The organism is Streptomyces sp. DSM 110735, from assembly GCF_016482685.1.
Lineage (GTDB): Bacteria > Actinomycetota > Actinomycetes > Streptomycetales > Streptomycetaceae > Streptomyces.
In genome coordinates this window covers 163,650-189,372 of sequence record NZ_JACYHF010000012.1, presented here as the reverse complement: position 1 = coordinate 189,372, position 25,723 = coordinate 163,650, and the positions used below count along the sequence as shown (strand labels likewise).

At 71.2% G+C, this 25,723-nt stretch carries 30 protein-coding genes and 4 tRNA genes; 25 read left to right on the top strand and 9 right to left on the bottom strand.

All coding sequences use genetic code 11. From position 1 onward, the window contains the following. Window positions 1-184 (bottom strand): hypothetical protein (locus IF655_RS30890; protein ID WP_206776161.1); only part of this gene is annotated, 184 nt, incomplete at its 3' end. Window positions 185-820: 636 nt separating this feature from the next. Here IF655_RS30890 and IF655_RS20110 point away from each other — a divergent pair. From IF655_RS20110 to IF655_RS20065, 10 genes are all read left to right on the top strand, one after another. Continuing rightward, on the top strand, window positions 821-1,789 hold the full coding sequence (locus tag IF655_RS20110) for a complex I subunit 1 family protein (protein ID WP_199586301.1): 969 nt from the start codon (window positions 821-823) through the stop codon (window positions 1,787-1,789). Continuing rightward, window positions 1,789-2,409, top strand: a complete 621-nt coding sequence (locus IF655_RS20105; protein ID WP_199586299.1) for an NADH-quinone oxidoreductase subunit I — start codon at window positions 1,789-1,791, stop codon at window positions 2,407-2,409. The genes IF655_RS20110 and IF655_RS20105 overlap by 1 nt, the downstream gene beginning before the upstream one ends. Beyond that, window positions 2,406-3,086 (top strand): NADH-quinone oxidoreductase subunit J, encoded by a 681-nt coding sequence (locus IF655_RS20100; RefSeq protein WP_199586297.1) that lies wholly within the window; start codon window positions 2,406-2,408, stop codon window positions 3,084-3,086. The genes IF655_RS20105 and IF655_RS20100 overlap by 4 nt, the downstream gene beginning before the upstream one ends. Beyond that, window positions 3,086-3,460: an NADH-quinone oxidoreductase subunit NuoK gene (gene nuoK / locus IF655_RS20095; RefSeq protein ID WP_199586295.1), complete on the top strand. Its 375-nt coding sequence runs from the start codon at window positions 3,086-3,088 to the stop codon at window positions 3,458-3,460. The genes IF655_RS20100 and nuoK overlap by 1 nt, the downstream gene beginning before the upstream one ends. After that, entirely contained in the window at window positions 3,457-5,451 is a 1,995-nt protein-coding gene (locus IF655_RS20090; protein ID WP_199586293.1) for an NADH-quinone oxidoreductase subunit L, read from the top strand. Before nuoK ends, IF655_RS20090 begins: the two co-directional genes overlap by 4 nt. 6 nt (window positions 5,452-5,457) lie before the next feature. Beyond that, entirely contained in the window at window positions 5,458-7,032 is a 1,575-nt protein-coding gene (locus IF655_RS20085) for a NuoM family protein (protein ID WP_199586291.1), read from the top strand. Next, complete coding sequence (locus IF655_RS20080) at window positions 7,029-8,567, top strand: NADH-quinone oxidoreductase subunit N (protein WP_199586289.1); 1,539 nt, start codon at window positions 7,029-7,031, stop codon at window positions 8,565-8,567. The genes IF655_RS20085 and IF655_RS20080 overlap by 4 nt, the downstream gene beginning before the upstream one ends. Before the next feature lie 134 nt (window positions 8,568-8,701). Continuing rightward, window positions 8,702-9,565, top strand: coding sequence for a zinc metalloprotease HtpX (gene htpX / locus IF655_RS20075; RefSeq protein WP_199586287.1), 864 nt, complete (start codon window positions 8,702-8,704; stop codon window positions 9,563-9,565). After that, a complete protein-coding gene (locus tag IF655_RS20070) occupies window positions 9,562-9,954 on the top strand; it encodes a YccF domain-containing protein (RefSeq protein ID WP_199586285.1) in 393 nt (130 codons plus the stop codon). The genes htpX and IF655_RS20070 overlap by 4 nt, the downstream gene beginning before the upstream one ends. 139 nt (window positions 9,955-10,093) lie before the next feature. Further along, window positions 10,094-10,360, top strand: a complete 267-nt coding sequence (locus IF655_RS20065; protein ID WP_018543880.1) for a GlsB/YeaQ/YmgE family stress response membrane protein — start codon at window positions 10,094-10,096, stop codon at window positions 10,358-10,360. Between the two features lie 27 nt (window positions 10,361-10,387). On the opposite strand, the gene IF655_RS20060 is transcribed toward IF655_RS20065, so the two are convergent. After that, window positions 10,388-10,651 carry a hypothetical protein gene (locus IF655_RS20060; protein WP_199586283.1) on the bottom strand — a complete coding sequence of 88 codons (264 nt, stop codon included), beginning with the start codon at window positions 10,649-10,651 and terminating at the stop codon, window positions 10,388-10,390. 97 nt (window positions 10,652-10,748) lie between these two features. After that, window positions 10,749-11,237, bottom strand: a complete 489-nt coding sequence (locus IF655_RS20055) for a YajQ family cyclic di-GMP-binding protein (protein ID WP_199586281.1) — start codon at window positions 11,235-11,237, stop codon at window positions 10,749-10,751. Window positions 11,238-11,465: 228 nt separating this feature from the next. Between IF655_RS20055 and IF655_RS20050 the strand changes: the two genes are divergently transcribed. Both IF655_RS20050 and IF655_RS20045 read left to right on the top strand, forming a co-directional pair. Beyond that, window positions 11,466-11,547 (top strand) — tRNA-Tyr (locus IF655_RS20050). Window positions 11,548-11,633: 86 nt separating this feature from the next. Further along, on the top strand, window positions 11,634-12,548 hold the full coding sequence (locus IF655_RS20045) for a GNAT family N-acetyltransferase (protein WP_199586279.1): 915 nt from the start codon (window positions 11,634-11,636) through the stop codon (window positions 12,546-12,548). 85 nt (window positions 12,549-12,633) lie between these two features. Here the strand turns inward: IF655_RS20045 and IF655_RS20040 are convergent, their stop codons facing one another. Beyond that, on the bottom strand, window positions 12,634-13,158 hold the full coding sequence (locus IF655_RS20040; protein ID WP_199586319.1) for a lamin tail domain-containing protein: 525 nt from the start codon (window positions 13,156-13,158) through the stop codon (window positions 12,634-12,636). A 418-nt stretch (window positions 13,159-13,576) separates the two neighbouring features. Here IF655_RS20040 and IF655_RS20035 point away from each other — a divergent pair, with 418 nt between their 5' ends. After that, a complete protein-coding gene (locus IF655_RS20035) occupies window positions 13,577-13,789 on the top strand; it encodes a hypothetical protein (RefSeq protein WP_199586277.1) in 213 nt (70 codons plus the stop codon). 55 nt (window positions 13,790-13,844) lie between these two features. Here the strand turns inward: IF655_RS20035 and IF655_RS20030 are convergent, their stop codons facing one another. Beyond that, the gene (locus IF655_RS20030) at window positions 13,845-14,501 is read right to left on the bottom strand and encodes an SDR family oxidoreductase (RefSeq protein WP_199586276.1); all 657 of its coding nucleotides are present in this window, start codon (window positions 14,499-14,501) and stop codon (window positions 13,845-13,847) included. A 122-nt stretch (window positions 14,502-14,623) separates the two neighbouring features. Next, window positions 14,624-15,877, bottom strand: a complete 1,254-nt coding sequence (locus IF655_RS20025; RefSeq protein ID WP_199586274.1) for an amidohydrolase family protein — start codon at window positions 15,875-15,877, stop codon at window positions 14,624-14,626. 316 nt (window positions 15,878-16,193) lie between these two features. Here IF655_RS20025 and IF655_RS20020 point away from each other — a divergent pair. The 6 genes from IF655_RS20020 (at window position 16,194) to IF655_RS19995 (ending at window position 18,801) form a co-directional block, all read left to right on the top strand. Next, window positions 16,194-16,266, top strand: a tRNA-Thr gene (locus IF655_RS20020). Between the two features lie 46 nt (window positions 16,267-16,312). Then, window positions 16,313-16,385, top strand: a tRNA-Met gene (locus tag IF655_RS20015). A gap of 86 nt (window positions 16,386-16,471) precedes the next feature. Beyond that, window positions 16,472-16,636 carry a 50S ribosomal protein L33 gene (rpmG, locus tag IF655_RS20010; protein WP_003948671.1) on the top strand — a complete coding sequence of 55 codons (165 nt, stop codon included), beginning with the start codon at window positions 16,472-16,474 and terminating at the stop codon, window positions 16,634-16,636. A 131-nt stretch (window positions 16,637-16,767) separates the two neighbouring features. Further along, window positions 16,768-17,220, top strand: a complete 453-nt coding sequence (locus IF655_RS20005; protein ID WP_199586272.1) for a MaoC family dehydratase N-terminal domain-containing protein — start codon at window positions 16,768-16,770, stop codon at window positions 17,218-17,220. Window positions 17,221-17,226: 6 nt separating this feature from the next. Beyond that, a complete protein-coding gene (locus IF655_RS20000) occupies window positions 17,227-17,655 on the top strand; it encodes a MaoC family dehydratase (protein ID WP_199586270.1) in 429 nt (142 codons plus the stop codon). A gap of 90 nt (window positions 17,656-17,745) precedes the next feature. Further along, window positions 17,746-18,801, top strand: coding sequence for a UDP-N-acetylmuramate dehydrogenase (locus tag IF655_RS19995; protein WP_199586268.1), 1,056 nt, complete (start codon window positions 17,746-17,748; stop codon window positions 18,799-18,801). Between the two features lie 9 nt (window positions 18,802-18,810). Here IF655_RS19995 and IF655_RS19990 read toward each other — a convergent pair whose 3' ends face one another. Continuing rightward, on the bottom strand, window positions 18,811-19,443 hold the full coding sequence (locus tag IF655_RS19990; RefSeq protein WP_199586266.1) for an NAD(P)-dependent oxidoreductase: 633 nt from the start codon (window positions 19,441-19,443) through the stop codon (window positions 18,811-18,813). Window positions 19,444-19,559: 116 nt separating this feature from the next. On the opposite strand from IF655_RS19990, the gene IF655_RS19985 reads away from it, so the two are divergent. Further along, window positions 19,560-20,156 (top strand): TetR/AcrR family transcriptional regulator, encoded by a 597-nt coding sequence (locus IF655_RS19985; RefSeq protein WP_199586264.1) that lies wholly within the window; start codon window positions 19,560-19,562, stop codon window positions 20,154-20,156. Window positions 20,157-20,173: 17 nt separating this feature from the next. On the opposite strand, the gene IF655_RS19980 is transcribed toward IF655_RS19985, so the two are convergent. Both IF655_RS19980 and IF655_RS19975 read right to left on the bottom strand, forming a co-directional pair. Then, the gene (locus tag IF655_RS19980; protein ID WP_199586262.1) at window positions 20,174-21,214 is read right to left on the bottom strand and encodes an adenosine deaminase; all 1,041 of its coding nucleotides are present in this window, start codon (window positions 21,212-21,214) and stop codon (window positions 20,174-20,176) included. A gap of 127 nt (window positions 21,215-21,341) precedes the next feature. Next, complete coding sequence (locus IF655_RS19975; RefSeq protein ID WP_199586259.1) at window positions 21,342-22,568, bottom strand: pyridoxal phosphate-dependent aminotransferase; 1,227 nt, start codon at window positions 22,566-22,568, stop codon at window positions 21,342-21,344. A 260-nt stretch (window positions 22,569-22,828) separates the two neighbouring features. Between IF655_RS19975 and IF655_RS19970 the strand changes: the two genes are divergently transcribed. The 5 genes from IF655_RS19970 to rplA all read left to right on the top strand — a co-directional run bounded on the left by IF655_RS19970 (window position 22,829) and on the right by rplA (window position 25,646). Further along, a tRNA-Trp gene (locus IF655_RS19970) sits at window positions 22,829-22,901 on the top strand. A gap of 107 nt (window positions 22,902-23,008) precedes the next feature. Then, complete coding sequence (gene secE, locus IF655_RS19965; RefSeq protein WP_199586257.1) at window positions 23,009-23,287, top strand: preprotein translocase subunit SecE; 279 nt, start codon at window positions 23,009-23,011, stop codon at window positions 23,285-23,287. Window positions 23,288-23,367: 80 nt separating this feature from the next. Further along, window positions 23,368-24,204, top strand: coding sequence for a transcription termination/antitermination protein NusG (gene nusG / locus IF655_RS19960; RefSeq protein ID WP_018543895.1), 837 nt, complete (start codon window positions 23,368-23,370; stop codon window positions 24,202-24,204). Between the two features lie 178 nt (window positions 24,205-24,382). Then, window positions 24,383-24,817 carry a 50S ribosomal protein L11 gene (gene rplK, locus IF655_RS19955; protein ID WP_018543896.1) on the top strand — a complete coding sequence of 145 codons (435 nt, stop codon included), beginning with the start codon at window positions 24,383-24,385 and terminating at the stop codon, window positions 24,815-24,817. Between the two features lie 97 nt (window positions 24,818-24,914). Beyond that, entirely contained in the window at window positions 24,915-25,646 is a 732-nt protein-coding gene (gene rplA / locus IF655_RS19950; protein ID WP_199586255.1) for a 50S ribosomal protein L1, read from the top strand. Window positions 25,647-25,723: the final 77 nt, after the last annotated feature.

Below are 25,723 nucleotides of genomic sequence, written 5' to 3'. Positions count from 1 at the left end.
AGGCACCGGAGGAGCCCCGCACCCCCGCCCGACCCCGCCGCACCCGGAGCGCGAGCGACGGCTCGGTGAGCCAGACACAGGACCCGGAGCCCGCACCGGAGGAGCCCCGTACTCCGCGCCGCACGCGCAGCGCCTCCCAAGGCTCCGCGTCCCAGCAGACGCAGAGCCCGGACCCGGCTGCCACCCCCGAGCCCCCCGCCCGCCGCAGCACAGCCCCCCGCAGCGCGGACGCCCCCTGGCACCACGCCCGCCCGGCTTTCGACGAGCCGACCCCGGACGAAACCCCGGAACCGAACGACCCCCCACAGGGCGGCCGGACCCCGGACAGCGCACCGGAGACCGGCGCGACTCCGACCCCTTCCCGGGTGTCGGAGCGGACAGGCGACTCGGCTCCGGCCTCCCACCGGACCGCCGAGCCCGACCAGGCCCCTGACCCCGGCTCGGAATCGGACAGCGCACCGGAGACCGGCGCGACTCCGACCCCGCCCCGGGTGTCGGAGCGGACCCACGACTCTGCCTCGGTCCCCGACCGGACCCCCGAGCCCGACCAGGCGCCTGAGCCCGCCCCGACTCCGGACAGGGGAAGCGCGTCCGGCGCGGTTCCCGCCTCGGAGCCGACCCCGGACCAGGTGCAGGACCGGCCCGCGAGCCAGGTGCCCGAACCCGACCACGCCTCAGGCACCGACCAGGCTCCCGGGCCCACCCGGGCTCCGGACAACGCGCCGCAGCCCGGTCCGCCCCCGGCCACGGACTCCGAGCAGACCCCGGACCCGGACCGGACCCCCGATCCCGACCCCGAAGACCCCTCAGGAGACCCGCGGTGAACGACGTATGGCCCGTCGCCCTGCGGCTGCTGATCGTGTTCGTCGTGTTCCTCACGTTCCCGCTGATCGTGGGTCAGACGGAGCACAAGGTGATGGCGCACATGCAGGGCAGGCTGGGCCCGATGTACGCGGGCGGGTTCCACGGGTGGGCGCAGCTCGTCGCGGACGGGGTGAAGTTCGCGCAGAAGGAGGACGTCGTACCGGCGGGAGCCGACCGGCGGATCTTCCAGTTGGCACCGGCGGTCGCGCTGCTGCCGTACCTGCTCGTGCTGCTGGCGATCCCGATCGGACCGGGCAGCGGCGCGGTCGGGCAGGTCGTGGACGCGGGGATCTTCTTCGTGCTGGCCGTGATGGGCGTGGGAGTGCTCGGTTCGCTGATGGCCGGATGGGCCAGCGCGAACAAGTTCTCGCTGCTCGGCGGTCTGCGGACCGCCGCGCAGTTGCTGGCGTACGAGCTGCCGATGCTGCTCGCCGCCGCGTCGGTGGCGATGGCGGCGGGGACGGTGTCGCTGCCCGGGATCGTCGGCGCGTTCCACTGGTGGTGGGTGCCCTGGCAGCTCGCCGGCGCGGTCGTCTTCTTCGTGGCCGGACTCGCGGAGCTGCAACGCCCGCCGTTCGACATGCCCGTGGCGGACTCGGAGATCATCTTCGGCGCGTACACGGAGTACACCGGACTGAGGTTCGCCCTGTTCCTGCTCGCGGAGTACGCCGGGATCGTCGTGCTGTGCGGTCTGACCACCGTCCTGTTCCTCGGCGGCTGGCACGGACCCTGGGGCGCCGACGGACTCGGCTGGGTGTGGACCCTCCTGAAGACCGCGCTGCTCGCGTTCCTCGTCATCTGGCTCCGCGTCACCTACCCCCGCCTGCGCGAGGACCAGCTCCAGAAGCTCTCCTGGACCCTCCTCGTCCCCCTCGCCCTCGCCCAGATCGCCCTCACCGGCGTCGTCAAGGTGGTGATCTCCTGATGCCCCGCATCCCCGGCTCCGGTCTGGCCAAGGGCCTGGCCGTCACCCTGCGCACGATGACGAGGAAGACCGTCACCGAGCGGTACCCGGACGTGGAGCCCGACCTGCCGCCCCGCACCCGCGGAGTGATCGGACTGTTCGAGGAGAACTGCACGGTCTGCATGCTCTGCGCCCGCGAGTGCCCCGACTGGTGCATCTACATCGACTCCCACAAGGAGACGGTCCCCGCCGCCACCCCCGGCGGACGCGAGCGCAGCCGCAACGTCCTCGACCGCTTCGCCATCGACTTCTCCCTGTGCATGTACTGCGGCATCTGCATCGAGGTCTGCCCCTTCGACGCGCTGTTCTGGTCCCCGGAGTTCGAGTACGCCGAGACCGACATCCGTGAACTCACCCACGAGCGCGACAAGCTCCGCGAGTGGATGTGGACCGTCCCGGCGCCGCCCGCCCTGGACCCGCACGCCGAGGAACCCAAGGAGATCGCCGCCGCCCGCAAGACCGCCGACAAACTCGCCGCCGCGCAGGCAGCCGAGGCAGCCAAGTCCGCGCAAGCAGCCGAGTCCGCCGCCCAAGAAGCAGGGACCGCGGACAAGTCCACCCAGCAGGAGGGAGAGTCGTGAGCCCTACCGCAGCCACCCTGGCCGCCGCCGCGCCCCCCGGCTTCCTGTCCCCGACCGGCGTCGAGATCGCCTTCCTGCTCGTCGGTCTCGCCACCTTCGGCGCCGCGCTGATCACCGTCACCACCCGGCAGCTCGTGCACGCCGCCCTCTGGCTGGTGGTCGCGCTCGGTGGGCTCGCCGTCGAGTACCTCCTGCTGACCGCCGAGTTCATCGCCTGGGTGCAGGTCCTCATCTACGTCGGTTCCGTCGTCGTCCTCCTCCTGTTCGGGCTGATGCTCACGCGGGCTCCCATCGGCCGCTCCCCGGACGCCGATTCCGGCAACCGCTGGGCAGCGCTCGCCGTAGCGGTGGGCGCCGCGGGCGCGCTGGTCTGGGTGGTCGTGGACGCCTTCCGCGCCACCTGGATCGACCTGGACGGACCTGCCGCCGGGACCACCCGCGTCACCGGCGAGAGCATCTTCCGCGGCTGGGTCCTGCCCTTCGAGGCGCTGTCCGTCCTCCTCCTCGCCGCCCTGGTCGGCGCGATCGTCCTGTCCCGCAAGGCCAAGACCGACGAGGACCAGGACCAGTCCGCCCCCGGCGCCCCCGGCCGCACGAAGACCCCCGGCGTCCCGAGCCCCACGCGGACGACCGGCGAGCCCACCAAGACCCCCGGCGAGCCGGAAGGCGCCCGCTGATGCACCTCGCCTATCCCGCTGTACTCTCCGCCCTCCTCTTCTGCACCGGTCTCTACGGCGTCCTCGCCCGCCGCAACGCGATCCTGGTCCTGATGTCGGTCGAGCTGATGCTCAACGCCGTCAACCTCAACCTCGTCGCCTTCGACGTCTGGCTCAGCCGCGCCGCCCGCGACACCCTGCACTCCGGGCAGGCGCTGACCCTGTTCACCATCGCCATCGCCGCCGCCGAGATCGGCATCGGTCTGGCGATCGTGCTCGCCGTGTACCGCAACCGGGGCACCTCCGACATCGACCGACTCCGCGACACCGCCGAGAGCACCCCCGAGGGCCCCGGCGCCGCCCCCGGGGCCGAGAAGGCTGAGGCCACCGCGTGACCACGACCACCCTCGCCGCCCTCGTCCCCGTCCTCCCCTTCCTCGGCGCCGCCGCCGGACTGCTGCTGGGTCGCACCGCGCCCGGCTTCGTCCGCCCGCTCGCCGTACTGCCCGTCCTCGCCTCCCTCGTGCTGACCGCGCTCGTCGCGGCCCGCCAGGGCGGTGGCCGGGCGATCGACGCGTCCACCCTGCTGACGCCCACCGGTTCCGTCCCGGTCGACCTCGCCCTGCACATCGACGGCTTCGCCGCGCTCGTCGCCGTCCTGGTGGCCTTCGTCGCGAGCTGCGTGCAGATCTACTCGACCGGCTATCTGCGCGAGGACCCCCGCTACCCGTCGTACGCGGCCCTCGTCTCCCTCTTCACCTCCGCCATGCTTCTCGTCGTCTACTCCGGCGATCTGATCGTGCTGCTGGTCGGCTGGGAGGTCATGGGCATCTGCTCCTACTTCCTCGTCGGCCACTACTGGGAGACCCCCGAGGCGCGCGCCGCCTCCCTCAAGGCGTTCCTCGTCACCAAGCTCGGCGACGTGCCGTTCCTCATCGGTCTGTTCGCGCTCGGCACCGACGCCGGGTCCTTCCGCATCACCCGCGTCCTCGCCACCGTGGCGAACGGCGGGCTCGACCACCCGACCCTGATCGCCCTGCTGCTCCTCGCGGGCGTGGCGGGCAAGTCGGCGCAGTTCCCGCTGCACACCTGGCTCCCGGACGCGATGGCGGGTCCCACGCCCGTCTCCGCGCTGATCCACGCCGCGACCATGGTCGCCGCCGGTGTCTACTTCACCGCCCGTCTCCTGCCCGTCTTCGAGGCGTCCGCCGCCGCGATGGTGGTCCTCGCCGCGATGGCCGCCGTCACCATGGTGGGTTCCGGTCTCTCCGCGCTCGCCCAGGACGACATCAAGCGCGTCCTCGCCTACTCGACGATCGGTCAGCTCGGCTACATGACCGGCGCCCTCGCCGTCGGCGACCGGGGTGCCGCCGTCTTCCACCTCCTGTCCCACGGCGCCTTCAAGGCGCTGCTGTTCCTCGCCGCCGGAGTGGTCATCCACGCCGCCGGCACCAACTCGCTCGCCGCCATGTCCCGCATGAGCCACCTGCGCGACCGTGTCCCGGACGCCTTCTGGACGATGACCGTGGCGCTGCTCGCGCTCGCCGCGATCCCGCCGTTCAGCGGCTTCTTCTCCAAGGAGTCCGTCCTCGGCGCCGCCGAGCACACCGCCACCGGGCACGACGGCTCCGTCCCCGGCGCCGCGGGCTGGATCGTCCTCGTCGCCGGTCTCGCGACCGCCCTGCTCACCGCCGCCTACGCCACCCGGCTGTGGCTGCTCGCCTTCTGTGGCCGAGGCGCCGAAGCCCCCGCTCACATCCGTGAACCGCTCACCATGACCGTCGTGCTCTGGGTGCTCGCCGTGCCCTCGCTGGCCTTCGGCGCGCTCGCCTACCGCACGCTGCCCGGCTGGTTCGACGGCCGAAGCCTCGCGCCCACCCTGCTCACCTCCGTCCTCGGCACCGGTCTCGCCGTCGTCGGCGCGCTGCTCACCTACGGCGTCTGGCAGCGCACCTCCGCCCGCGCCGCCCGCGTGCCCCTGGGCGCCGTCGCCGCGCACCCCGAGGGCGACGCGGGCCAGGTGGAAGCCGAGGCCATCGCCGCGCACGAGGCCGCCTACGGCGACATCGCCCGCGCCCCCGACCCGGCGGACCCCGCGCGCGTCCTGCTCGGCCCGCTGTTCAAGCCCGCCGCGACCGGCTTCCACCTGGACGCCGTGTACTCCGCGCTGTTCGTCCGCCCGGTCCTCGCCGCAGCGAGCCTCGTCCGCTTCCTCGACCGCGAGGTCGTCGACACCTACGTGCGCGGCGCCGCCGCCCTGCCCCGGCTCCTCGGAGCCGCCGTACGCCGGGCACAGACCGGCAACGTCCAGACCTATGTGAGCGCGCTGCTCGCCGGCACCGTCGTCCTGACGGTCGCCGTCCTCCTCGTCGCCTCGGGAGCGTGAGCAGGCGTGATCGGTATCAACGAGTCAGTGATGCAGTTTCTTCTGGCGTTCATCGTCGCCGTCCCGCTTCTCGGCGCAGCCGCCGCTCTCCTGCCCGCCCCGCCCGGGCTCAGGGGCAGGTCCCCCGACCAGGCCGTGCTCCGCCACTGCGTGACCGTGACCGGCGTGGTCCTCATCGCCGCGATCGTCCTCGCGCTCGGCTTCGACCACGACCACCCGTCGAGGATGCAGGCCCAGACCGACATCAGTTGGATCCCCGCGCTCCACGTGCGCATCCACCTCGGCATCGACGGCATCTCGCTCCCCCTCGTCGTCCTGACCGCGCTGCTGACCTTCCTCTGCGCGCTCTACTCGTACTTCAAGCCGCCCACGGGCCCGTCCCCGAAGGCGTTCACCGCCCTGGTCCTGCTGCTCGAAGGCGGCACCCTCGCCTCCTTCGCCGTGCTCGACCTCGTCCTCTTCTTCCTCGCGTTCGAGACCGTGCTCGTCCCCATGTACTTCCTCATCGCCCGCTGGGGCGGCGAGGGCCGGAGCAGGGCGGCGTGGAAGTTCATCCTGTACACGCTGCTCGGCTCCGTGATCATGCTGCTCGGCCTGCTCCTGATCGGGATCAAGGCGGGCACATTCGACATGGTGGCACTCGCCACTGACAACGGGCGGTCCCTGAGCACATCCGTGCAGGTCATCGCCGTTCTGGCGATCGGTCTCGGGCTCGCCGTGAAGACCCCGATGTGGCCCCTGCACAGTTGGCTCCCTGACGCCCACACCTCGGCGCCGACCGTCGGCTCGGTCCTCCTCGCCGGCGTCCTGCTGAAGATGGGCACCTACGGGTTCGTCCGCATCCTGCTCCCCGAGGCACCGCAGGGCTTCCACGTCTTCGCGCCCTACCTCGCCGCCTTCGCCGTGGTCGGGATCGTCTACGGCTCGCTGGCCTGCCTCAACCTCGCCAAACCCGGCGCCAAGGGCGACCTCAAGCGGCTCATCGCCTACTCCTCCGTCGGCCACATGGGCTTCGTCCTGCTCGGCATCGCCACGATGACCCCGACCGGCGTGAACGGCGCCCTGTTCGCCAACATCGCCCACGGCCTCATCACCGGGCTCCTCTTCTTCCTCGTCGGCGCCCTCAAGGACCGCACCGGCAGCACCGACCTCGACACCCTCGCCGAGCACACCGGCGCCGCCCTCTACGGCAGGGCACCGCGCCTCGGCGGACTGCTCGCCTTCGCCGCCGTCGCCTCGCTCGGACTGCCCGGGCTCGCCGGGTTCTGGGGCGAGATGCTCTCCCTGTTCGGCGCGTTCCGCCCCGCCGCCGACCTCAATCGCTCCGCCTACCTCGTCTTCATGGCGATCGGCGCCTTCGGCACCCTGCTCACCGCCGCCTACCTGCTCGTCGTGGTCCGCCGGGTCTGCATGGGCGACATGAAGCGCGACCTGCCCGAACTCACCGACGTCCGCGGCTACGAGCTGGCCGCCTGGACCCCGCTCGTCGTCCTCACCCTCGTCGCCGGACTCTGGCCGAGGTCCCTGCTCGGACTCACCGACCCGGCCGTGCAGCAGCTCCTCGCGGGAGGCACCCGATGACCGCCCTGGCCCAGCCGCTCGCCCAGTCGGCGGTCCAGTCGGCGGTCCAGTCCGTCGACTGGCTCGCGATCGCGCCGCCCGTCATCGCCGCCGTCACCGCCCTCGTGGTGCTCGTCGCCGACCTTTTCCTGCCGGAGCGCCGCAAACCACTCCTCGGACGGGTTTCCGTCGCGGGCCTGGCCGCCGCCGGGCTCATGCTGCTGCCCCTGCTCGACGGCGACCGCGCCACCTTCTGCGCGGGAAGCGGCGCCGCGCGCGCGTGCAGCTACCGCGCCGACCACTTCACCCTCGCCATCCAGCTCCTCGTCCTCGGCGGCGCCCTCCTCGCGGCCCTGCTGTCGATGACCGGTCTCAAGGACGAGCACCGGCGCGTCCCCGCCGGGGAGTTCTGGTTCCTGCTGCTGTCCTCGGCGGCCGGAGCCGCCCTGCTGCCCGCCTCCCGCGACCTCGCCACCCTGGTCGTCGCCCTGGAGGTCGCCTCGCTGCCCGCCTTCGCCCTCGTCGGCATCCGGCACGGCGACCGGCGCTCCGCCGAGGCTGCCCTGAAGTTCTTCCTCTCCTCGGTCACCGCCACCGCCGTCAGCCTGATGGGCGTCAGCTTCGTCTACGCCTCCACCGGCAGCCTCTACCTCACCCGGATCGCCCAGCGGCTGCCGCACGTCGACGGACAGTTCCACGTCCTCGCCCAGACCGGCGTCGTCCTCACCCTGATCGGCTTCGCCTTCAAGACGGCAGCCGTCCCCTTCCACTTCTGGGTGCCCGAGACCTACGTCGGCGCGCCGCTGCCCGTCGCCGCCTACCTCTCGGTCGTCGGCAAGGCGGTCGGCTTCTCCGGGCTGATCCTCGTCACCGTGATCGGCTTCCCCTCGTACGCCGACGTCTGGGGTCCCGCCCTCGCGATCCTCGCCGCGCTCACCATGACCGCCGGAAACGTCGGCGCCCTGCGCCAGAGCGGCACGCGCGCGTACAGCGCGGTACGGCTGCTCGCCTGGTCCTCCGTCGGCCAGGCGGGCTACCTCCTCGTCCCGATCGCCGCCGCCGGATACACCCGCGACGCCCGCCAGGCCATCGGCTCCACCGTGGCGTACGCGCTCATGTACGGCGCGGTCAACCTCGGCGCCTTCGCCGTGGCCGCCCTGGTGGGCCGTACCCGCTCCGCCAACCGCATCGCCGACTACCGGGGTCTGTACGCCACCAACCCCGTCACCGCGCTCCTGCTGGCCTTCTTCCTGCTGTGCCTCGCGGGACTGCCGCCCGGCGTCATCGGGCTCTTCGCCAAGGTCACCGTGTTCTCCACCGCCGTCCACGCGGGTCTCGGCTGGCTCGCCGTCCTCATGGCCGTCAACGTGGTGATCGCGCTGTACTACTACCTGAGGTGGACGGCCCTGCTCTTCCGTACCCCCGAGGGCGAACCCGCCCGCCACCACGTCCCCGCCCCCCTCACGCTCGCCCTCGCCCTCACCGGAGTCGTCGGCGTCGCCCTGTCCGGCGCACCGGAACTGGTCCTCCGCTTCGCCGCCACCAACCTGTTCTGAGCCACCCGCCCCACCCGTACGGACGTACGGCACCCCCGCCCGCACCTGGGAACTCGCGGCCGCCGCCTGGCGTTGACCAGTGCGGGAGGGTCCACTGGACCGAAGGGTTCGCTGCACGACTTGGAGGGCGCACCGTGCACCGCCGGCACAACGGGCTCAGGACCGCAGTACTCCTCGGGGGGCTGTCGGCGCTCATCATCGTCATCGGCAGCCTCTTCGGGCGTACGGGTCTGATCGTCGCCGTCCTGGTGGCGCTGGCCACCAACGCGTACGCGTACTGGAACAGCGACAAGCTGGCCCTGCGCGCCATGCGCGCCCGCCCGGTCAGCGAGTTCGAGGCGCCGGGGCTCTACCGCATGGTGCGCGAGCTGTCCACGCAGGCCCGCCAGCCCATGCCGCGCTTGTACATCTCGCCCACCGAGGCACCCAACGCCTTCGCCACCGGCCGCAACCCGCGCAACGCGGCCGTCTGCTGCACCGAGGGCATCCTGCGCCTGCTCGACGAGCGCGAGCTGCGCGGGGTCATCGGCCACGAGCTGAGCCATGTCTACAACCGCGACATCCTCATCTCGTCCGTGGCCGGCGCCCTCGCCTCGGTGATCATGTTCCTGGTGAACTTCGCCTGGCTGATCCCCATCGGCCGCTCGGACGACGACGACGGTCCCGGCCTGCTCGGCATGCTGCTGATCATGATCCTCGGCCCGCTCGCCGCCACCCTCATCCAACTGGCCATCAGCCGCTCCCGGGAGTACGAGGCGGACGCCTCGGGCGCCCAGCTCACCGGCGACCCGCTCGCCCTCGCCGGGGCGCTGCGCAAGCTGGAGACGGGCACCCAGCAGTTGCCGCTGCCTCCCGAGCCGCGCATCGAGACCGCGAGCCACATGATGATCGCGAACCCGTTCCGCCCCGGTCAGGGGCTGTCGCGGATGTTCTCCACGCACCCGCCGATGGCGGAGCGCATCGCCCGACTGGAACAGATGGCAGGTCGAAACCGGTGAAGACACTCCTCAACATCATCTGGCTGGTCCTGAGCGGCTTCTGGCTCTTCCTGGGCTACCTGCTCGCGGGCCTGCTGCTGTGCGTCACGATCATCGGCATCCCCTTCGGGATAGCCGCCTTCCGTATCGGCATCTACGCCCTGTGGCCCTTCGGGTACACCACGATCGAGCGCCACGACGCGGGCGCCCCGTCCTGCGTCGGCAACGTCCTCTGGCTGGTCCTGGCGGGCTGGTGGCTGGCGCTGGCCCACATCACGACCGGCGTCGCGCTGTGCCTGACGATCATCGGCATCCCGTTCGGCATCGCCAACTTCAAGATGATCCCGGTCTCCCTGCTGCCGCTGGGCCGCGAGATCGTGCGCACCGACGAGCCCTTCGCGGCGCGCTGACGCAACCGTCACCTGCCCGGACGGCGTCTTCCCGGACGAACCGGAAGACGTACGCCTCGTCTCCTCACCCACATGGTCCTCACCGAATTCTCAGCGGTCGGACAGTGAGGAGACAGCGCGGAAGGGCAGGTAACTCGGCATGAGCATCATCGGTTGGATCATCCTGGGCCTGCTGGCCGGCGCCATCGCCAAACTCCTGCTCCCGGGCCGCGACCCGGGCGGCTTCATCGGCACCACCCTGATCGGCGTCGCGGGCGCCTTCATCGGCGGCTGGATCTCGTCCCGCTGGCTCGACCACCCGATCAGCAAGCACTTCTACGACGGGGCGACGTGGGCGGCGGCGATCGGCGGCTCTCTGGTGCTGCTGATCCTCTACCGGGTGCTGTTCGGAAACTCGCGGGACTGACCTCCCGGCGGAGAGCGCCGGACCGTGTCAGTCACCGGAGCGCTGCTCGCGGCGATGGGTGCCGCGGGCCAGCTCCTGCAGGATCTCGTGCTCGGACCGCCCGGTCGTACGGGCCAGCGCCTGCAGGAGCGCGGCGCACAGGGCGGCCGTGCCGTCCAGCAGCGTCTCCGTGGCGGCGGTGGGGTCCTCACGCCGCCGCTCGCCCAGATACTCCGTCAGGAGCTCGTCCCCGGAGACGTAGGCAGTCATGAACTCGATTCCGGTCCGGACCCGGTCGTAGTCGCTGCTCATGCCGGAACGATCGCACATGCCGGGGCGTGTGGCGACGGGAACGAAGCGGGCACGGGCGACGGATGGCCGGCGAGGAGGACCTCGCCGGCCGCTCGGCTCACCGGTAGTTCACGAACTGGAGGGCGAAGTCGAAGTCCTTGCCCTTCAGCAGCGCGATGATGGCCTGGAGGTCGTCACGGCTCTTGGAGCTGACGCGCAGCTCCTCACCCTGGACCTGGGCCTTGACGCCCTTGGGACCCTCGTCACGGATGATCTTCGCCACCTTCTTGGCGTTCTCCTGGGAGATGCCCTCCTCGATGGAGGCGAAGATCTTGTACTCCTTGCCGGACAACTGGGGCTCACCCGCGTCCAGCGCCTTCAGCGAGATGCCACGCTTGATCAGCTTGGACTCGAAGACGTCGAGTACTGCCTTCACCCGGTCCTCGGAGTTCGCCTCCATGAGGATCTTCTCGCCGGACCACGAGATCGAGGCACCCACGCCCTTGAAGTCGTAGCGCTGCGAGATCTCCTTGGCGGTCTGGTTGAGGGCGTTGTCGACCTCCTGCCGCTCGACCTTCGAGACGATGTCGAAACTGGAGTCGGCCATGTCCTGTGGCTCCTTGCATCGGGGTGCGGATCGAGTGCGGCCCGGCCCGAGGGGCGACGGCCGCCGCGCCCGGCATCCAGCCGGGCCGCATCCGCACCAGCCTAGCCACCCCGCCCGCCTCGGGGCGGAGATCAATCGGGTGGCGAAGCACCCCTCCGCATCGGGTATTGTTTACGTCGTTGCCAAGGAGCACCGCGAACAGCGGGCCCTCCCGAACCAACACCCCCCGGCGGTGTGCCCGAGCGGCCAAAGGGAGCAGACTGTAAATCTGCCGGCTCAGCCTTCCCAGGTTCGAATCCTGGCGCCGCCACACGGGAACGAAGGGCCCGTGACCTGCTGTCTCAGCAGGTCACGGGCCCTTCGTCGTGTCTGCGGGCGATTCGCTACTCTCCGTCGATGACCTCCCTCGTCCCCGACCTGCCGCCCGGATACCGCTCTCGGCCCGCGACCGTCGATGACGTTCCGGCGATTCACGCGCTGGTCGTGGAGTGCGAGCGGGAGGTGTACGGGCGGGGGCGGAGTGACGTCGGGGCTGTGGCCGCCGATCTCGCGCGGCCGGGGCTGGTGGCGGAGTCGGACACCGTGCTCGTGCTGGATCAGGGCGGGAGGGTTGTCGCGCGGGCGTGGGTGGACCGGCGGTCCGAGGTGGATGTGCGTCCGGGGCACCGGGGGCGGGGGCTGGGGGCGGCGCTGCTCGGGTGGACGGTGGCTCGGGCGCGGCAGGCGGGGGTTGATCGTGTCGTGCAGACCGTGCCGGACGCGGACACGGCGGCCGTGGCGCTGTTGCGGGCGAACGGGTACGAGTCGTTGGTGACGGCTTGGCTGCTGGAGGTCGACCTGTCGGTCGAGCCATCCGTGCCCGAGCCTCCCGTGGGTGTCACCGTGCGGTGCTTTCAGGCAGGGGATGAGGTCGCGGCGCATCTCCTCGTCCAGGACGCGTTCGACGAGTGGCAGGAGCGGCGGCAGTCGTACGAGGAGTGGGCGGCGCACACCGTGGAGCGGCCCGCGTTCGCCCCCGGGCGGTCGGCTCTGGCCTTCGCCGGTGGCCAACTGGTGGGCGCTGCCCTGGCGTTGGACGTGCCGGGCACGGGTGAGGGGTACGTCGAGCAGGTCGCCGTGCGGCACGATCACCGTGGTCGCGGCATCGCCCGGCTCCTGCTGCGTCACACCTTCCGTGCCTTCCGTCACGCGGGGCTCGATGCCTGCACCCTGTGGACCCACTCGGACACCGGTGCGCTCGACCTCTATCTGCGCGTCGGCATGACGGTCCGCCACAGTTCCACGGTCTTCCGCAAGGAACTTGGCGCGTAGTCGGACGCCGGCTGAAGTCCGGCCCGACCGCCGGAGGCGCAGGTCGGGGAAACGCCGAGTGGCGCGGGGGAACGGTCAGAGACGGTCAGCGGCGGTGGTCGCGGCCGTGGCCACGGTCGTCGCCGCGGTGGTCGCGGCCCGGACCGCGGTCGTCGTCGCGGCCGCCACGGCCGCCCCACGACGCGTCGTCGACGAGGCGGCGGTGGTCGTCGCGCAGCGTCGCGGTGTCGCGGTTGTTGTCCCAGACGTAGTTGCGGCGGTCCAGGTAGACGTCGCGGAAGGTGTCACGGCCGACGCCCGTGTGGACGCGGACGGTCGAGTGGCCGCCGAGGCTGAAGTGGCGGAACGTGTAGGTGACACCGCGCCGGCTCTCCGACAGCGTCCACCCGTCGAGGTTGACGCGGTTGCGGGAGTTGTTGGTCAGCTCGACCCACTCGTTGTTCAGCGAGCGGTTGGAGCCGTTGTCGAAGCCGGGGGAGTCGTACTGCACACGGCTGATCTGAACGTCCGCCCGGTGCGGGCGGGCGTCCGCCGCGGAGGCCGGCAGGGCCACCGAACCGACCAGAGCACCGGCCGCGATGGCGACGGCGGCCAGGCGGCGAGCGGTCACGGAAGCTGAAGCAGTCACAGGTTCTCCTGCATGGTGCGGGCACATCCGCATACGGGCGTCGTATACGGAGTCGTGCGGTGTGCGGATGGCGACCAACTGGCCGCGCATCCACACCTTGTCCGGGATGCGGACGTGATGTGGGGAAAACGTGAATCGTGTTACCGATCGAGCATGTATCTGTGACTCTTACCTGTAACGTCCATTCATAGGAAAAATGCACCGAGTTGACCGCTTTGGAGGGTCGGAACCCTTGTGATCACTGGGTCCGGGGCGTCTTCCGCCACACCACGCCACCCCGGTCGCCGAGGCGCCGTCACCCGAAAGTGAGTAACAGAGGCGCGTGACGAAACGGCGCTCGTCGGTCACCGCACGCGCCCCTGACCGGTGCGCCCGCTCCCGTCCGGGGCAGACTGACGGCATGTCCTCCCGTCGCAGAACCTGTCCCGTGTGCCGCCGCGAGATCGCCGTCGTCGCGGGCCGCTTCGCCCGTCACGACCCGCCCGGCGCGCGCGAACACGGTGACCTCGTCTCCTGCTCCGGCTCCCGCAGCCAGGCCCACATCGGTGCCGCCCAGCCCACGCTGGACGGCTACGCCGTACCCGAGTTCCCCGGCCAACTGCCCCTCTTCTGAGACCCCGGCACCCGCGCCGACCGCCCTGACGGGCGGGCATCGGTCACGTGCCGCCTCAGCCGCCCGCCACCGCCTTCACCGCCACCGCCACCGGCGTCGACCCCGCGATCAGCTCCAGCGTCAGCCCCGTCGTCGCCGAGGACTCCACCAACTCCGCCAGCACCGCCGCCACATCGTCCCGGGAGACCGGCCCGCGCCCGGTGTGCGCCGCGAGGGTCACCAGACCGGTGCCGGGCTCGTCGGTCAGCGAACCGGGGCGCAGGACCGTCCAGTCGAGGCGCTCCTGCCGGGTGACGTACGCGTCCGCCTCGCCCTTGGCCCGCAGATACACGTCGAACACCTCGTCACCGGCGTGCGCCGGGTCCGCGCCCATCGAGGACACGATCAGGAACCGCCGTACACCCGCCCGTACCGCCGCGTCCGCGAACAGCACCGCCGCGCCCCTGTCCACCGTCTCCTTGCGGTCGGTCCCGCTGCCCGGACCCGCACCGGCGGCGAACACCGCCGCGTCCGCGCCGCGCAGGCACGCCTCGACCTCCTCGGGGGACGCCGACTCCAGGTCGAGCACGACCGGTTCGGCACCGGCCGCCCGCAGGTCGTCGGCCTGCCCCGGGTCGCGGATGATCCCCGCCACCTCGTCCCCGCGCGCGGCGAGCAGACGCTCCAGCCGCAACGCGATCTGACCATGCCCTCCAGCGATGACGATGCGCATGTCTTCGACCGTACGCCCGCCCTCCGCCATCCGCCGAACGGGTGGACGCCCGCCCGCCGAAGCACCCCCGCGATCCGCACGCCCGCCCGTCGCAGCGCCCCCGCGCCCCGTACGCCCGTCCCTCACGACAGCTTCCCCCGCCCCTGCCGGGGCAGCCCCAACTCCTCGGCCGCCGCCGAGTTGCAGTACTCCCGCACCGCGCTCGTACGCGCCACCACGCGCCCCCGGTGCACCACGATCCGGCTGTAGGCGAGGGACAGCGCGCCCGGCAGCCGGTCCCCGCGCACCGCGAGGAGTTCGGCGGGGAAGCCCGCCTCCACGCGCACCTCGGGCAGCCCGAGCGCGGTGCGCGCCGAGGCGCTGACCGCCTCGTAGGCGTCCTCGGGGCTCAGCCCGTGCGCGGAGGCGAGGAGATACGCCGCCTCCAGCGGATCGCCCCGGCCGACCGGGTTGGCCACGTCGCGCATCGCACCGCTGCCCGCCGCCACCTTCACCCCGGCCGCGCGCAGCAGCCGTACCGGCGCCGTGCCCCGGATGTCCGCGGCGCCGCAGACGCCCTGGGGCAGGCACATCACCGTCACCCCGGCCGCCGCGAGCTGGTCCGCCGCGCGGCGCGCGATCTCGAGGGGCAGCCGGGCGAGCCCCGCGCAGGGACCGATGGTCACCCCGGCGCGCAGTCCGCCCGCCATGGCCGCGAGCCGGGCGAGACGGGCCGGGTCGGCGGCGTCCGTGTGCAGGTCCACCGGGGCGCCGTGCTCGGCGGCCAGCTCCAGGACCGCCGCCGTGTACCCCGTGGGGTCCGGGTCCACGTCCGGGCAGCCGCCCACCACCGAGGCGCCCATCTTCACCGCGTCCCGCAGCAGCGCGAGCCCGTCCGCCCCGGCCGTCCCGGTCAGCAGCCGGGGCATCGCCACCGCCGTCAGCTCCGCGAGCCCGCGCAGCGAGCGCCGGGCCTGCAGGACCGCCTCCAGCGCGCCGAGCCCCCGCTCCTCGCCGACCCGGACGTGCGCGCGGACCGCCGTCGCCCCGTGCCCGAGCTGGAGCAGCGCCGCCTCGGTGGCGCGGCGCTGGACGTCCTCCGGGGCGTACGACACCGGTCCGGGCTGCTCGGCGCTCAGCGCGGTGTCGGCGTGGGCGTGCGGTTCGGCGGGGGCGGGCAGCAGCAGATAGCCGCCGAGGTCGACGCGGGAGACGACGCCCGGCGGTCCCGGGGCCAGGCTGCCGGCCGTGCCGACCGCCTCGATGTGCCCGCCCGACACCCGCACGTCCACGGTCCGGCCGTCGGTCAGCCGTGCCCCGCACAGCAGGAGCGCGGCCGGTTCGGGGCGGTCGGGGGGCCCGGGTGGATTCGGCGGCTGCGGGTGGCTGTCGGGCATCGGTCTCCAGGGGCCGGAACGGAACGAGGGAACGCAACGACGGATCGGGCGGATCGGGGTGACGGAACGGGACGGAAGCCGCGGCGGTCGCGGCTCAAGATCACGCTGAGTAGTCCCGAGCGTAGGGTCGCCGCCCGCGAGCGCCGTGGAGGACGCATTAGTCGTACCGGCGTGGTCACCCCAGGTCAGCCGCCTGCCGCAGAGCGGTCCCGGCCGGGCGCGGAGGGGGTCCGAGGGGCGGGAGAGGCGCCCGGGACGGGCGCCCGGATACGGATTTGGGCGAACGGCGGCGGACCGTGTAATGTCTTCCTCGCTCGCCCCAATAGCTCAGTCGGCAGAGCGTCTCCATGGTAAGGAGAAGGTCAACGGTTCGATTCCGTTTTGGGGCTCTGGTGTGAGAGGTTCCCGTCGCAAGGCGGGTTCCGATCTCATCAAAGCGGTGTAGCTCAGTCGGTAGAGCAAGCGGCTCATAATCGCTGTGTCACCGGTTCAAGTCCGGTCACCGCTACACACGGTAGCCGATTGCGGGGTCGGTCCTTCGATCGGCTACTCTTTCTTGCGTTAAACCCATCCGTTCGTCCTAGGAGCACTCACGTGGCTGCCACCGACGTCCGCCCGAAGATCACGCTGGCCTGCGTGGAGTGCAAGGAGCGGAACTACATCACCAAGAAGAACCGGCGTAACAACCCGGACCGACTGGAGATGAAGAAGCACTGCCCGCGTTGCAATGCGCACACCGCGCACCGCGAGACGCGATAAATCAGGCTCGTACATGAGGCCGCCCCCAGACACACGGGGGGCGGCCTCATGTCGTTTTATCTCACGTGTCGTACCCGGACACGCGAGCCGATGCCGCAGCCAGCCGCAGCTAGACCAGGAGGTTCCGGGCCATGGCGCTCGACCAGTCCTTCGTGGGGCGTACGTACCCGCCCACCGCGCCCTACGAGGTGGGCCGCGAGAAGATCCGCGAGTTCGCCGAGGCCGTCGGTGAGGCCAACCCGGCGTACACCGACCCGGAAGCCGCCCGCGCGTTCGGTCACCCCGATGTGATCGCCCCGCCGACCTTCGTGTTCTCCATCACCTTCCGCGCCGCCGGACAGGTCGTCCAGGACCCCCAGCTCGGTCTCGACTACAGCCGCGTCGTGCACGGCGACCAGAAGTTCGCCTACCGCCGCCCGGTGCGCGCCGGTGACCGGCTCACCGTCACCTCCACCATCGAGGGCATCAAGTCCCTCGCGGGCAACGACATCCTCGACATCCGGGGCGAGGTGCACGACGAGGACGGCGAGCACGTCGTGACCGCCTGGACCAAGCTGGTGGCCCGCGCCGCCGAGGAGGGCTGAGCACCGATGACGGCGAAGATCGCCTACGACGACGTCGAGGTCGGCACCGAGCTGCCCGCCCAGACCTTCCCCGTGGACCGCGCTGCCCTCGTGCGCTATGCGGGCGCCTCCGGGGACTTCAACCCCATCCACTGGAACGAGCGCTTCGCCAAGGAGGTGGGTCTGCCGGACGTCATCGCGCACGGCATGTTCACCATGGCCGAGGCGATCCGCGTGGTCACCGACTGGACCGGCGACCCGGGCGCGGTCCTGGAGTACGGCGTCCGCTTCACCAAGCCGGTCGTCGTGCCCGACGACGACAAGGGCGCGGAGATCCACGTCTCCGCCAAGGTCGCGGCCAAGCTCGACGACCACACGGTCCGCGTGGACCTCGTCGCCACCAGCGGCGGCCAGAAGGTCCTGGGCATGTCCCGGGCGGTCGTCCGGCTGGCCTGAGGGTCACCACCGCCCGCGTGAGCGGTGCGTAAGGGGCGTTCTCCACAGCGGGCGCCCCTTACCGCTGACCGGGTCTCGTAGTCTGTGCCCGTGCACGTACTCCACGACGCTCCCCTCGCCCCGCTGACCACCTTCCGTCTGGGCGGTCCCGCCACCCGGCTGGTCACCGCCGTCACCGACGCCGAGGTGATCGACGCGGTCCGGGAAGCCGACGACAACGGCACCCCGCTGCTCGTGATCGGCGGCGGCTCCAACCTGGTCATCGGCGACAAGGGCTTCGACGGCACCGCCCTGCGCATCGCCACGCGCGGTCTGGAACTGCGCGGCACCACTCTGGAGCTGGCCGCGGGCGAGGTGTGGAGCGACGCCGTCGCCCGCACCGTCGAGGCCCGGCTCGCCGGGATCGAGTGCCTGGCCGGCATCCCCGGCTCCGCGGGCGCCACCCCGATCCAGAACGTGGGCGCGTACGGCCAGGAGGTCTCCGCCACGATCACCGAGGTCGTCGCCTACGACCGCCGGGCGGGGGAGACGGTCGTGCTGAGCGGCGAGGAGTGCGGCTTCTCCTACCGCCACAGCCGCTTCAAGGCCGACCCCGAGCGCTACGTCGTCCTGCGCGTCCGCTTCGGTCTGGAGGATGCCGACGGGATGTCCGCGCCGGTCAAGTACGCCGAGACCGCCCGCGCGCTCGGCGTCGGGGTCGGTGACCGGGTGCCGCTGGCCGACGCCCGCGCCACCGTGCTGAGGCTGCGTGCCGGGAAGGGCATGGTGCTCGACCCCGAGGACCACGACACCTGGTCCGCCGGGTCCTTCTTCACCAACCCGATCCTCACCGAGGAGGAGTTCGCCGCGTTCCACGCGCGCGTGCGCGAGCGCCTCGGCGAGGGCGTCGAGCCGCCCGCCTACCCGGCGGGGGAGGGGCACCGGAAGACCTCGGCCGCCTGGCTGATCGACAAGGCGGGCTTCACCAAGGGTTACGGCACCGGTCCCGCCCGCATCTCCACCAAGCACACCCTCGCCCTCACCAACCGCGGCGAGGCCACCACCGAGGACCTGCTCGCCCTCGCCCGCGAGGTCGTCGCCGGGGTCCGCGAGACCTTCGGCGTCACACTGGTCAACGAACCGGTGACGGTGGGCGTCAGCCTCTGACGCCCCGGGTCAGTACGCGACCCCGACGCCCTGCTTGACCGTGGCCGCGTCGTCGACCATGGCCAGCATGGCGTGCGCCACGTCCGCGCGCCCGATGAAGCGCCCGCCGTGCGGAAAACCGCCGATCACCATGCGGTACCGGCCGGTGAGCGGCTTGTCCAGGAGCTTCGGGGGGCGTACGGCCGTCCAGTCGGTGCCGCTCGCCGCGAGCGCGGTCTCTGTCTCGCGCAGGTCGGCGTAGATGTCCTTGAAGACCGCCGACACCACGCGCCGCATCCCCCGGTCCAGGGCGCCCTCCCGCTCCGGAGCGGGACCGATCGGCGCGGCGGTCACCACGAGCAGGCGGCGTACCCCCTCCGCCTCCATGGCACCGAGGACCGTACGGGTCAGCGGGGCGGCCACCCCGGCGTCCTTGCGCGTGCGCGCGCCGAGCCCCGACAGCACCGCGTCCCGGCCCGCGACGGCGGAGCGCAGCGCCCCGGGGTCGGACAGGTCGGCGCGGACCACGTCGAGCCGCTCGCCGGTGACGGTCAGCCGCGCCGGGTCACGGACCACCGCGGTGACCTCGTGCCCAGTCCCCAGAGCCTGACGGACGATCTCGCCACCGATACCGCCGGTGGCACCGAAAACGGTGAGCTTCATGGCGACTTCCCTTCCTAGGACACACCTCGCCGACAGGTGGGTGAGCATTCACTCACCCCCGTCCCTTCTAGAGTGGGTAAACACTCACCTGTTCGTCAAGGACGATTGGACGACCCATGCAGACGAAGCCGGCCCGCGTCCGCATCCTCGACGCCGCCCACGAGCTGATGCTCACCGTCGGCCTCGCCCGCGCCACCACCAAGGAGATCGCCAAGGCGGCCGACTGCTCCGAGGCGGCCCTCTACAAGTACTTCGACAGCAAGGAGGACCTGTTCGTCCAGGTCCTCCACGAGCGACTGCCCGGACTCACCCCGCTGCTCTCCGGCCTCACAGCCGCGCCGGGGCAGGGCACCCTGGAGCGGAACCTCACGGACATCACCCGCGAAGCCGCCCTCTTCTACGAGCAGAGCTTCCCGATCGCCGCGTCCCTTTATGCCGAGCAGCAGCTCAAACGCCGCCACGACGACGCCCTGCGCACCCTCGGCTCCGGACCCCACGTGCCCATCGAGGGACTGGACGCCTATCTGCGGGCCGAACAGGAACTCGGCCGCGTCCGCCCCGACGCCGACACCTACGCCGCCGCCCTGCTCCTGCTCGGCGCCTGCGTCCAGCGTGCCTTCGCCTACGACGCGAGCCCCGACGGCACCCGGCCGCCCGTGGACGACTTCGCCGCCCGTATGGTCCGCACCGTGCTGACCGGCATCGCCGCCTGAGCCCCTGCCCCCGCGCCTCAGACCGCCGGGCGGGTCAGCCAGTCGTCCACGCCCGCGAGCAACTGCTCCTTCTTCGCCTCCGGAGCCGCCGAGCCGCGGATCGACTGGCGGGCCAGTTCCGCCAGCTCCGGGTCCGAGAAGGCGTGGTGGCGGCGGGCGATCTCGTACTGCGCGGCCAGGCGCGAGCCGAACAGGAGCGGGTCGTCGGCGCCCAGGGCGAGCGGCACGCCCGCCTCGAAGAGGGTGCGCAGCGGGACGTCCTCCGGCTTCTCGTAGACGCCGAGCGCCACGTTCGACGCCGGGCAGACCTCGCAGGTGATGCCCCGGTCCGCCAGCCGCTTCAGCAGGCGCGGGTCCTCCGCCGCGCGCACACCGTGCCCGATCCGGGAGGCGTCCAGGTCGTCCAGGCAGTCCCGCACCGAGGCGGGTCCGGTCAGCTCGCCGCCGTGCGGCGCCGCCAGCAGACCGCCCTCGCGGGCGATGTGGAAGGCACGGTCGAAGTCGCGGGCCATGCCCCGCCGCTCGTCGTTGGAGAGCCCGAAGCCCACCACCCCCCGGTCCGCGTACCGCACCGCGAGGCGGGCCAGGGTGCGCGCGTCCAGCGGGTGCTTCATCCGGTTCGCGGCCACCAGCACCCGCATCCCGAGCCCGGTGTCGCGGGAGGTGGTCTCCACCGCGTCCAGGATGACTTCCAGAGCCGGGATCAGACCGCCGAGCCGGGGGGCGTACGAGGTCGGGTCCACCTGGATCTCCAGCCAGCCCGAGCCGTCCTTCAGGTCCTCCTCGGCAGCCTCGCGGACCAGCCGCTGGATGTCCTCCGGCTCGCGCAGGCACGAGCGCGCCGCGTCGTACAGCCGCTGGAAGCGGAACCAGCCGCGCTCGTCCGTGGCCCGCAGTCTCGGCGGCTCGCCGCTGGTCAGCGCCTCCGTCAGCGCGTCCGGCAGGCGCACGCCGTACTTGTCGGCCAGCTCGAGGACGGTTTCCGGCCGCATCGACCCGGTGAAGTGCAGATGAAGATGGGCCTTCGGCAGCTCAGAGACATCACGTACACGCTCCATCCCCAGATCCTGCCGCACCCGTGCGTCACATCGGTAGCGGGTTCCCCTTTAGTGGGCTTGCTCGCACACAGAAGCGGGCGCGACCTCCTCTCACCGGAGATCGCGCCCGCTTCCGAGGAGAGGAACCTCAGTCCCGCGCCTCCGCCAGCAGCTTCTGCAGCCGGCTCACGCCCTCGATCAGGTCCTCGTCGCCGAGCGCGTACGACAGCCGCAGGTAACCCGGCGTGCCGAACGCCTCGCCCGGCACCACCGCGACCTCCGCCTCGTCCAGGATCAGCGCGGCCAGCTCGACCGAGTCCTTGGGACGGCGCCCCCGGATCTCCTTGCCGAGCAGCGCCTTGACCGACGGGTAGACGTAGAAGGCGCCCTCGGGCTCCGGGCAGACCACGCCGTCGATCTCGTTGAGCATCCGCACGATCGTCTTGCGGCGCCGGTCGAACGCCTCGCGCATCGCCGCCACCGCGTCCAGGTCGCCGGAGACGGCGGCGAGGGCGGCAGCCTGGGCCACGTTGGAGACGTTCGAGGTGGCGTGCGACTGGAGGTTCGTCGCCGCCTTGATCACGTCCTTCGGACCGATCACCCAGCCCACCCGCCAGCCGGTCATGGCGTACGTCTTGGCGACGCCGTTGACCACGACGCACTTGTCGCGCAGCTCGGGCAGGATCGCCGGGAGCGAGGTGAAGGTCGCGTCGCCGTAGACCAGGTGCTCGTAGATCTCGTCGGTCAGCACCCACAGACCGTGCTCGACGGCCCAGCGGCCGATCGCCTCGGCCTCGGACTCCGAGTACACCGCGCCGGTCGGGTTGGACGGGGAGACGAAGAGGACGACCTTGGTCTTCTCCGTGCGCGCCGCCTCCAACTGCTCGACGGTGACGCGGTAGCCCGTGGTCTCGTCGGCCACGACCTCCACCGGGACACCGCCCGCGAGCCGGATCGACTCCGGGTAGGTGGTCCAGTACGGCGCCGGGACGATGACCTCGTCGCCCGGGTCGAGGATCGCGGCGAACGCCTCGTAGATCGCCTGCTTGCCGCCGTTGGTCACGAGGATCTGGGACGCGTCGACCTCGTAGCCGGAGTCGCGCAGCGTCTTCGCGGCGATCGCGGTCTTCAGCTCGGGCAGGCCGCCCGCCGGGGTGTAGCGGTGGAACCGGGGGTTCCGGCACGCCTCGACGGCCGCCTCGACGATGTAGTCGGGGGTCGGGAAGTCGGGCTCACCGGCGCCGAAGCCGATCACCGGACGTCCGGCGGCCTTGAGGGCCTTGGCCTTGGCGTCGACGGCGAGGGTGGCGGACTCGGAGATCGCGCCGACTCGGGCGGAGACCCGGCGCTCGGTGGGAGGGTTTGCAGCGCTCATGGGGCCCATCGTTCCAGACCCGAAACGCCCCGGGTACACGGGTTTCACAGACTGAACGGCTACCGGTCCACGGCAGAACCGGTGTCCGAATCCGCGCCCCGGCCTGGACGATCACCGCTGCGCGGTACCCGGTCAGGCACTTTCTGTTCGACGCCGGGCCCCGGACCACGTACACTCACACCTCGTTGGTCTCCAGCGGCCTCGCACGGCCGGTGCACACCGGGCACTCGGTCGGATGCGGTACGTTGGGGAGCACACAAAGGGTCGTAGCTCAATTGGTAGAGCACCGGTCTCCAAAACCGGCGGTTGGGGGTTCAAGTCCCTCCGGCCCTGCTACACACACCGCCAGGATGTGTGCGCATGTACGTACTGCAATGCACCGCCGTGCGGCTCAGGAACCGGGCGCGGCACGGCCACGACCCGGGATCAGGTGAGGACGCATGACGGACGCCGTGGGCTCCATCGACACGCCTGATGCTCAGGACGAGCTGCAGAAGAAGCCCCGCAAGGGCGGCAAGCGCGCCAAGAAGGGCCCGCTGAAGCGCCTCGCGATCTTCTACCGCCAAGTCGTCGCGGAACTCCGCAAGGTCGTCTGGCCCACGCGCAACCAACTGACGTCCTACACCACCGTGGTGATCGTCTTCGTTGCCGTCATGATCGCCCTGGTGACCGTGATTGACTATGGGCTCAACCACGCGGCCAAGTACGTTTTCGGCTGAGCCAAAAGCGAAGGGCGCCGTGGTACCGGCGCCCGTTTTCGCATGTTCCACCCCTATGTATCCAGGAAGAAGCAGCCATCGTGTCTGACCCGAACCTGAACGACGCCACCGAGCCGGACGAGACGGTCGACGACGAGCTCGACATCGTCGAGGGCGCGGACGAGCGGGACGAGTTCGAGGCTGCCGAGGAAGAGGCGGGCGAGCCGGCCGAGGAGGCCGCCGTGCACGTCGAGGGCGACGCCGAGGCGGTCGTCGAGGTCGCCGAGGACGTCGTCGAGGTCGAGGAAGAGACCGAGCCCGTCGACCCGGTCGTCGCACTCCGCGAGGAGCTGCGCACCCTCCCCGGCGAGTGGTACGTCATCCACACCTACGCCGGTTACGAGAACCGCGTGAAGACCAACCTGGAGCAGCGCGCCGTCTCGCTGAACGTCGAGGACTACATCTTCCAGGCCGAGGTGCCGCAGGAAGAGGTCGTCCAGATCAAGAACGGCGACCGCAAGACGATCAAGCAGAACAAGCTGCCGGGTTACGTCCTGGTCCGCATGGACCTGACGAACGAGTCCTGGGGCGTCGTCCGCAACACCCCCGGCGTCACCGGCTTCGTCGGCAACGCCTACGACCCCTACCCGCTGACCCTGGACGAGATCGTCAAGATGCTCGCCCCGGAGGCCGAGGAGAAGGCCGCCCGCGAGGCCGCCGAGGCCGAGGGCAAGCCCGCCCCGCAGCGCAAGGTCGAGGTCCAGGTCCTGGACTTCGAGGTCGGCGACTCGGTCACCGTCACCGACGGTCCCTTCGCCACCCTCCAGGCCACGATCAACGAGATCAACGCCGACTCGAAGAAGGTCAAGGGCCTCGTCGAGATCTTCGGCCGCGAGACCCCGGTCGAGCTGAGCTTCGACCAGATCCAGAAGAACTAGCACCCGCCGGTTCCCGCTGGGCACACGCTTCCGGGCAGGTCAGACGAGCTCTCGCAGCACGTCTGACCTGCCCGGTTTTCAGCCGCGCATCTATACCCGTTATCGTTGTGCGGTATGCCTGCATCCGGGTGGTTCCCCGGGCGCGGGCAGGACCCGAATCGAAAGGACCCGGAGAGCTATGCCTCCCAAGAAGAAGAAGGTCACGGGGCTTATCAAGCTCCAGATCAACGCCGGTGCGGCGAACCCGGCTCCGCCGGTCGGCCCCGCGCTCGGTCAGCACGGCGTCAACATCATGGAGTTCTGCAAGGCGTACAACGCCGCGACCGAGTCGCAGCGTGGCTGGGTCATCCCGGTGGAGATCACGGTCTACGAGGACCGTTCCTTCACCTTCGTGACCAAGACTCCGCCGGCCGCCAAGATGATCCTCAAGGCCGCGGGTGTCGAGAAGGGCTCCGGCGAGCCGCACAAGACCAAGGTCGCCAAGATCACCGAGGCGCAGGTCCGCGAGATCGCCACGACCAAGATGCCCGACCTGAACGCCAACGACCTGGACGCCGCGTCGAAGATCATCGCCGGCACCGCCCGTTCCATGGGCATCACGGTCGAGGGCTGATCACCCCCCTTGCAGTCGCGGCCATGACCGGCCGCACGTGGCAGGGCCTGCTCGGCCCGTACCACGACTCCTTTCCCCAGAACACACAGGAGCAGTTGTGAGCAAGCGCAGCAAGGCTCTCCGCGCTGCGGACGCCAAGGTCGACCGGGAGAAGCAGTACGCCCCGCTCGAGGCCGTCCGTCTCGCCAAGGAGACCTCCACGACCAAGTTCGACGGCACCGTCGAGGTCGCCTTCCGCCTGGGTGTCGACCCGCGCAAGGCCGACCAGATGGTCCGTGGCACCGTGAACCTTCCGCACGGCACCGGTAAGACCGCCCGGGTCCTGGTCTTCGCGACCGGCGACCGTGCCGAGGCCGCGCGTGCCGCGGGCGCCGACATCGTCGGCTCCGACGAGCTGATCGACGAGATCTCCAAGGGCAACCGCCTGAACGAGTTCGACGCCGTCGTCGCCACCCCGGACCTCATGGGCAAGGTCGGCCGCCTCGGCCGCGTCCTCGGCCCGCGTGGTCTGATGCCGAACCCGAAGACCGGCACCGTGACCCCGGACGTGGCCAAGGCCGTGTCCGAGATCAAGGGCGGCAAGATCGAGTTCCGCGTCGACAAGCACTCGAACCTGCACTTCATCATCGGCAAGACGTCCTTCGACGACACCAAGCTGGTGGAGAACTACGGCGCGGCGCTGGAGGAGATCCTCCGTCTGAAGCCGTCCGCCGCCAAGGGTCGCTACATCAAGAAGGCCGCCGTCAGCACCACGATGGGCCCCGGCATTCAGATCGACCCGAACCGCACCCGCAACCTCCTCGTCGAGGAGGACCCGGCCGCCGTCTGAGCCCCCGGCTCGTGAGGCAGCCGCGTCGGTGACGCGTCAGCAGGGCGGACCCCGCAACCGTGAGGTGGCGGGGTCCG